Consider the following 6,690-nt stretch of genomic DNA (forward strand, 5'->3'; position numbering starts at 1 on the left):
AGAGAATTAAAAATAGGGGAATGGTATATGGCCGTCCCCTTATTTTTGACGAAAAATCAATAAAATGGCCTATTATAGCTATTTTTGTATATAGAACTGGCCTAAAATATGCTATAATATGAAAAAAGTTTTTCCGAGTTTTATTGAATGGCGGTGATAACTATGGTTGCCAATTCAACTTCTGTAAATGTGGATATCTATACTCCTGAGTGTGCCGGTGCTACGGCCAATGTGACTATTGATGATATTATAAATGCGTTGTTGAAATACCAGCCCAATGCGGATGTGGAGCTTGTCCGCAAGGCTTATGAACTGGCCCATTCAGCCCATGAGGGGCAGAAGCGGGCTTCGGGGGAGGAATATATTATTCATCCTCTTTGTGTGGCAAAAATACTTACAGAGCTTCAGATTGACTCCGTAACCATTACGGCGGCCCTCCTTCACGATGTGGTGGAGGACACCATTTACGACATCAACCAGATGGAGGAAATGTTTGGTGCCGAGGTGGCCATGCTTATTGATGGCGTTACCAAATTGGGCAAGCTGAAATTCCAGTCCAAGGTTGAGCAGCAGTCGGAGAATTACCGCAAGCTGTTTTTGGCCATGGCCAAGGACATTCGCGTAATTATAATTAAGCTGGCAGACCGTCTTCACAACATGCGTACACTTAAGTTTGTGAAGGAGGAAAAGCAGCAGCGTATTGCCCGGGAGACCATTGAGGTTTATGCACCTCTGGCCAACCGCCTGGGTATTTCCAGCATCAAGTGGGAGCTGGAGGATCTGTGCCTTCGCTATCTTGAGCCGGAGCATTACTATGACCTTGTGGAAAAGGTTAAGCAAAAACGGCAGGAGCGTCAGCGCTTTATTGAGGATTCCATTTTGCAGATTCACACCAAGCTTATCAGAAGCGGTGTGAAGGCTGAAATCAGCGGCCGTGCCAAGCATTTTTACAGCATTTACCGCAAGATGAAGCGGGACAACAAGGACATAAGCGAGATTTATGACCTTTCCGCCATCCGTGTGCTGGTGCAGAATGTAAAGGACTGCTACGCTGTGCTGGGTGTTATTCACGCCATGTGGAAGCCGATTCCGGGCCGTTTCAAGGATTATATTGCCATGCCAAAGTCCAACGGCTACCAGTCCCTTCATACAACTGTTATGACCCGTGGCTTTCCGCTGGAGATTCAGATCCGCACCTTTGCCATGCACAAGATTTCCGAGTACGGTGTTGCTGCCCATTGGAAATACAAGGAAAACGGCAAGGGGGCCACTGCAGCCAACGATTATGACAAGAAGCTGTCCTGGCTGCGCCAGATGGTGAATCTCCAGCAGGAGCTTAACGACCCGAGCGAGTACATTCAGGCTCTGAAGATGGATATTTTCTCCGATGAGGTATTTGTATTTACTCCGCGGGGGGATGTTATCGATTTGCCGAAGGGCTCCGTTCCAATAGACTTTGCCTACAGAATCCATACGGAGGTGGGCCATCACTGCGTTGGGGCCAAGGTAAACGGCAAGATTGTACCATTGGAATACAAGCTGAAAAACGGCGATATCGTTACCATTATTACCAACAAGGCCAATCAGGGACCGAGCCGTGACTGGCTCAATATTGTGGCGGCTTCAGATACCAGAAGCAAGATTCGCGGCTGGTTCAAGAAGGTCCGCCGTGAGGAAAATGTGGCCAAGGGCCAGGAGCTGTTGGAGAAGGAAGGCAAGAAGCTTGGCTATGACCCTAAGGACCTTCTCCGTGACGAGTGGCTCAATGAGGTATGTCTGCGGTTCAATATTAACAATTCCGAGGATCTGCTGGCGGCCATTGGCTATGGTGGAGTTACTGTAAGCGGCGTTATTGCCAAGCTAATTGAACTTCACAAAAAGCTGGTGAAGGAAAATACCCCGCAGGATGTTTCCGAGATGCTGGAAAAGCTGAAGCGTCCACAGGGACAGGGTTCAGCCAAAAGATCCAAGGCCAGCCATGGTATTTTGGTGGAGGGCGAGGGCGGTATGCTGGTGCGCCTTGCCAAGTGCTGCAACCCGATTCCGGGGGACCCTATTACTGGCTTTATTACCAAGGGCCGTGGTGTATCTGTTCATAGGGCGGACTGCCCGAATGTGTCAGTTACCAGTGATGCGGCCACCAGAGTTATTGCCGTTAACTGGGATGTGGGCCTTGACCGTGATTATACTGTGGAGATTGAGATTCACTGCAATGACAACCCTGGTATTTTGGCAAGTATTTTGGCAGTACCTCAGGAGATGAAGATAAATGTTTCCTCTGTAAATGCCAAGACCAACAGAAATAACAAAACATCTGTGATAATGATGGGCATTGAGGTTCATGCCACTTCCCAGGTGGAGCAGCTTATGGCGAAAATCCGCCGTCTGAAGGATGTTTACAGCGTAAGCCGCGCCATGACCAGCAATCCTGACAAGCGCAATGACTGATGGCATAACAATAACTTACGGAATCACAATGACTGATGGGAGGTTCAGAGCCTATGGATTTTTCTGTAAAGAGCTTTGAGGTGGGCCCTGTGGCCGCCAATTGCTATATACTTAAGGACAATAATTCCAACGCGGGAGTGGTGATTGATCCCGGGGGAAATCCGGAGAAGATTCTCTCTGCCATAAAGGAAATGGGGGTTGAGGTAAAGTTTATTGCCCTGACCCATGGCCATTTTGACCACATTGGCGGTCTGAAGGATGTTAAGAAGGCTCTGGATGTGCCAGTGCTTATCCACGAATATGATGGGGATATGCTGATAGATGCCAAGCGGAATTTGTCTGCCTTTGTGGGTGCTCCCGGTGAAATGGAAGCCGCAGATGTGCTCCTGAAGGATGGGGACAATATCTCCTTTGGGGACTGCTCCCTTCGGGTAATAAGCACCCCGGGCCACACTCTGGGCAGCGTGTGCTTCTATGGTGGCGGGGCCCTCTTTAGCGGGGATACCCTTTTTGCGGGCTCTGTGGGCCGCACTGATTTTCCTGGGGGCAGCACAGAGGAAATACTGAATTCCATCAGAAACCGCCTGGCCAAAGTGCCAAGTGCCACCAAGGTATTCCCGGGCCATGGCCCTGCATCCACCATGGAAATAGAGCGGGAAACAAATCCGTTCTTTTAATGATGATTTAATCCATCCTTAATGACATTGTAAATATATTTTTGCTATACTTAGTTTGCCTGAAAGGCGAACATAAAAATATAATAATTTCTTAACCATAAAGAGAAGGCGAGAGACAAGCTCGATGACCCTTCAGCAACCTGCCACGGGTGAAAGCGTGGTAAGGTGCTAAAGCTTGATTGATGGGTAGGATAGAGTAAATCGGGCCCATCAAGACGATGGGCTTTTTCATTGCGTCTCTTTTTGGTTTACAGAACAAAAGGAGACGATGAAAATGTTAGAAAATGTAGTAATTCATGTACCCCACGCATCCCTTTACATTCCAGAGAAGTATATCCCGGACTATGATTTGGAGGTTCTGGGGCACGAAATGCTGGTAATGACAGACTGGTACTGCAATGAGCTCTTTGACTGTGAGGCGGAAATGGTGAATCTTAAGGTAAGCCGTCTGGTATGTGACGTGGAAAGATTCCGTGATGACAAGGATGAGTCCATGAGCCGTATGGGCATGGGGCTGTATTATACCCACAGTTCAGAAATGAAGCCATTCAGAAAACATATTGCAGAAAAGAGGGAAGAGGTGGCCAGGACATTCTATGATCCCCATCACGCCCAGCTGGAGGCCGTGGTGGAAAAGCGCCTATCCGATTATGGCAGGTGTCTCATTGGGGATGGCCATTCCTTTTATCCAGAGCCCCTGCCTTATGAGCCTGACCAGCAGCCAAACCGCCCTGACATTTGCATTGGCACTGATGACTATCACACATCACCTAACATGGTGTATAAAATGGTAAATTATCTGCAGGACCACAATTTGTCAGTAAAAATAAACTCCCCATTCGCCGGGGCACTGGTTCCTATGAAGTATTACCGCCAGGACAGCAGGGTACAGTCCGTTATGATTGAAATAAACCGCGGCCTCTACCTTGAACAGGGCTGTGAAAAGAGTGAACGCTTTAATGAAATTCAGCGCATTATAAAGGGCATGATTGAAATCATGGGGGCGGAAGTGGAGTAAAGGAAATAGCTTGTTGCGCAGTCAAAAAGAAAGGCCCGCTGGTTATCAGCGGGCTTTGATAGTTAATGATTAGTTTTGGGCAGCAAGTTCCAAAAACTCGTTCCATGTGTGTATTTGAGATTATTGCACTTGCAGGTAACATTTCAGATAATAGTAAACATCATTCAAACGTTTTTGGCGGTCTGTGCTGAGGCAATATGATGAATTTTCAAAGCACAGGTAAGCTTTCCCTGTCCGTTTGTCTTCTTTAAAGGAAGCTTTGCCGTAATCCACAGCAACATCATCTGCAAAGCTGAAATTAACACTGGCCACTTTAATAATAAGCTCATTTGCGTCATCATTGGCAACATAAGCAGAGCTTAAGTCCAGGCCATTGCAAAATTTATTGCCGCTGTCATAAATCGGATAATTCATGTCACCGTGCCAAAACAGAATGCCATCTATCTCCTGCCAGGGAGAGGCATAGGCGATACTGGTGTGGCGTTCAAAAGGCATTGGCAGATTCGTATTGCCAAGTGATGCAACTGTCAGCGCAAGTACCATCATAACAAGTATTTTTTTTAACATCTGATTTGCCCCCTATTTTTGTTGAATGTCCCTCAGCACTACCGATAAAAATAATTATTATCTTTGAAAAAATTATAGCATGGTGTGGCAGTTCTTTCCATTGGTTTATTATGGGCGACAACATAAGTGTAGTACCGCTAGGCCAGAAGGGGAGAGGTGGTTGGTTTAAGGTATTTATTAATCCCGCCCCGCCCTCTGCGTTCTTCGGCGGACCCAGATGCCCGCGGTGCTGGTGGAAACAGCATTTATTGATAACGACATAGATGTGCTTTTACTGATGAATTATCAGGAGGAATTTGCCGCAGCCATAGCCAGGGGAATTACTGATTATTGGGTAAATATTAATGGGTAAAGAGCCTATGATTACTACAGCAAAAACTATTCAGATGCTTTTATATGATGGTGACTTAAATGGGGTTATGTACATTGAGGACACCTCATGGCAGATCGGGGCTATGTTTTCATCCCCCCGCCAGTCCATTGATGATCTGATTGCCAAGGCGGACTGCAGGAAATACGGGGTGTATCTGCTCCTTTCCGAAGAACAGGTTTATGTGGGACAGGCCAGAGATTTGGAGAAAAGGACCCGCCAGCACCTTACGGACAAGGGCTGGTGGAGCCATATTATCCTTATGACCACCAAGGACGATAGCTTCAATGCCTCAGATATTGATTATCTTGAATCCAAGCTCATTGAAAAGGCCAAGGAGGTTGGCACCGCCTACGTGGACAATCTCACAAAAGGCAATCCCCAGAAGGTCAGCGCCTTCCGTGAGGTGGAGCTGGGGAAATATCTGGAGGAAGCCCTGTTTTTACTGAAGCTTATTGGGGTGGAAGTCTTTGAACACATAAGGCGAAAGCGCAAGGCCCCGCCCCTTCCGGAAGGAAACCTCTCCGTCAGTGATTTTGTAAAAACTGCCCTGATTAACCTTCTAGCTGCGGGGTATGTGTTCAGTGATGAACAGCTTAAGCTCTACAGCTCCGTGGAGGGAAGCAAGGAGTACACCCATCGGGCCCTGCCTATTCTCTATCTTTTGAAGGACGGGGAAACCCGCGAGGACGTAAAAAAGAAAATCCGCCAGCGGTACTGGAAGGAGGAATTTACATCTGGAAACCAGCGGTTCTTGATGTTCTCCCAGTGGTTTAAGGAGGGCACCAACTACGGGGCACGGAAGGAGGATTTTATTAGGTGGTACAGTAATCTGTGATTTATGGTGTATATCATATAGGAAGGAAGCTGGTTATTTGCCCGCTTCCTTTTCTTTTTGGCAAAAGAAGGATTTTTCGGGTATATGTGGAATAAATAAAACTGTAAAATCTTTTAGGACACTTCACTCCAAAAGTTTCTTTTTTTGGTCCAGTATCCATGGGGGTTCACAGGGGGTACAGTTGCAACGACCTAATACTGCTTGCGGCATTGAAACTTGACAAGAACCACACTGGTTTTTACCAGGATTATGTTGCAACGACCTAATGCTGCTTGCGGCATTGAAACATGTTCTACAGTCTTTCTTTGTTGTTTTTGATTTTTATTGCAACGAAGAAAATGAGGCCAATCCAACGGCCTCATTATCCCTTGAGCATCACTAAACTCAGCCCTATACTTTTTGTGGGGCTTCGTTAAGTGTTGCTGGCACCAAATGCTGCTTGCGGCATTGAAACAATGTTGTAAACATTTTCTTTTCCTCCCGATGATGTTGCAACGACCTAATGCTGCTTGCGGCATCGAAACAAAATCAGACCCATATTTCTTCAGGATATTTGTTGGTTGCAACGACCTAATGCTGCTTGCGGCATTGAAACGCCATTATAGAAGAAAGAAACATTGGCGAGTTTATGTTGCAACGAAGAAAATGAGGCCAATCCAACGGCCTCATTATCCCTTGAGCGTTACTAACCTCAGCCACAACAATTAAAAGGCTTCGCTAAGTAACGCTGGCACCAAATGCTGCTTGCGGCATTGAAACTTCAAATAATGCT

The 6,690-nt window shown here is 46.7% G+C and carries 5 protein-coding genes, 1 pseudogene and 1 riboswitch; of the genes and pseudogenes, 5 read left to right on the forward strand and 1 reads right to left on the reverse strand.

Features of this window, described 5'->3' with window-relative positions; all coding sequences use genetic code 11:
- The first annotated feature begins 162 nt into the window (after nucleotides 1-162).
- The 3 genes from T525_RS0108155 to T525_RS14750 all read left to right on the forward strand — a co-directional run bounded on the left by T525_RS0108155 (nucleotide 163) and on the right by T525_RS14750 (nucleotide 4,143).
- Nucleotides 163-2,448 (forward strand): bifunctional (p)ppGpp synthetase/guanosine-3',5'-bis(diphosphate) 3'-pyrophosphohydrolase, encoded by a 2,286-nt coding sequence (locus T525_RS0108155; protein ID WP_084276992.1) that lies wholly within the window; start codon nucleotides 163-165, stop codon nucleotides 2,446-2,448.
- Between the two features lie 53 nt (nucleotides 2,449-2,501).
- Complete coding sequence (locus T525_RS0108160) at nucleotides 2,502-3,125, forward strand: MBL fold metallo-hydrolase (RefSeq protein ID WP_037325500.1); 624 nt, start codon at nucleotides 2,502-2,504, stop codon at nucleotides 3,123-3,125.
- 92 nt (nucleotides 3,126-3,217) lie between these two features.
- Nucleotides 3,218-3,314: riboswitch (SAM riboswitch) on the forward strand.
- Nucleotides 3,315-3,399: 85 nt separating this feature from the next.
- Nucleotides 3,400-4,143, forward strand: coding sequence for an N-formylglutamate amidohydrolase (locus T525_RS14750; RefSeq protein ID WP_051533500.1), 744 nt, complete (start codon nucleotides 3,400-3,402; stop codon nucleotides 4,141-4,143).
- Between the two features lie 120 nt (nucleotides 4,144-4,263).
- Here the strand turns inward: T525_RS14750 and T525_RS0108170 are convergent, their stop codons facing one another.
- Nucleotides 4,264-4,710 carry a hypothetical protein gene (locus T525_RS0108170; RefSeq protein ID WP_027406805.1) on the reverse strand — a complete coding sequence of 149 codons (447 nt, stop codon included), beginning with the start codon at nucleotides 4,708-4,710 and terminating at the stop codon, nucleotides 4,264-4,266.
- Between the two features lie 187 nt (nucleotides 4,711-4,897).
- Between T525_RS0108170 and T525_RS15895 the strand changes: the two are divergent.
- Nucleotides 4,898-5,062: pseudogene (locus T525_RS15895) on the forward strand (N-acetylmuramoyl-L-alanine amidase); the annotation flags it as partial.
- Between the two features lie 7 nt (nucleotides 5,063-5,069).
- Nucleotides 5,070-5,918: a GIY-YIG nuclease family protein gene (locus T525_RS14755; protein ID WP_198022659.1), complete on the forward strand. Its 849-nt coding sequence runs from the start codon at nucleotides 5,070-5,072 to the stop codon at nucleotides 5,916-5,918.
- The last annotated feature ends 772 nt before the right edge of the window (nucleotides 5,919-6,690 follow it).

Source organism: Anaerovibrio sp. RM50 (assembly GCF_000622005.1).
Taxonomy (GTDB): Bacteria; Bacillota; Negativicutes; order Selenomonadales; family Selenomonadaceae; genus Anaerovibrio.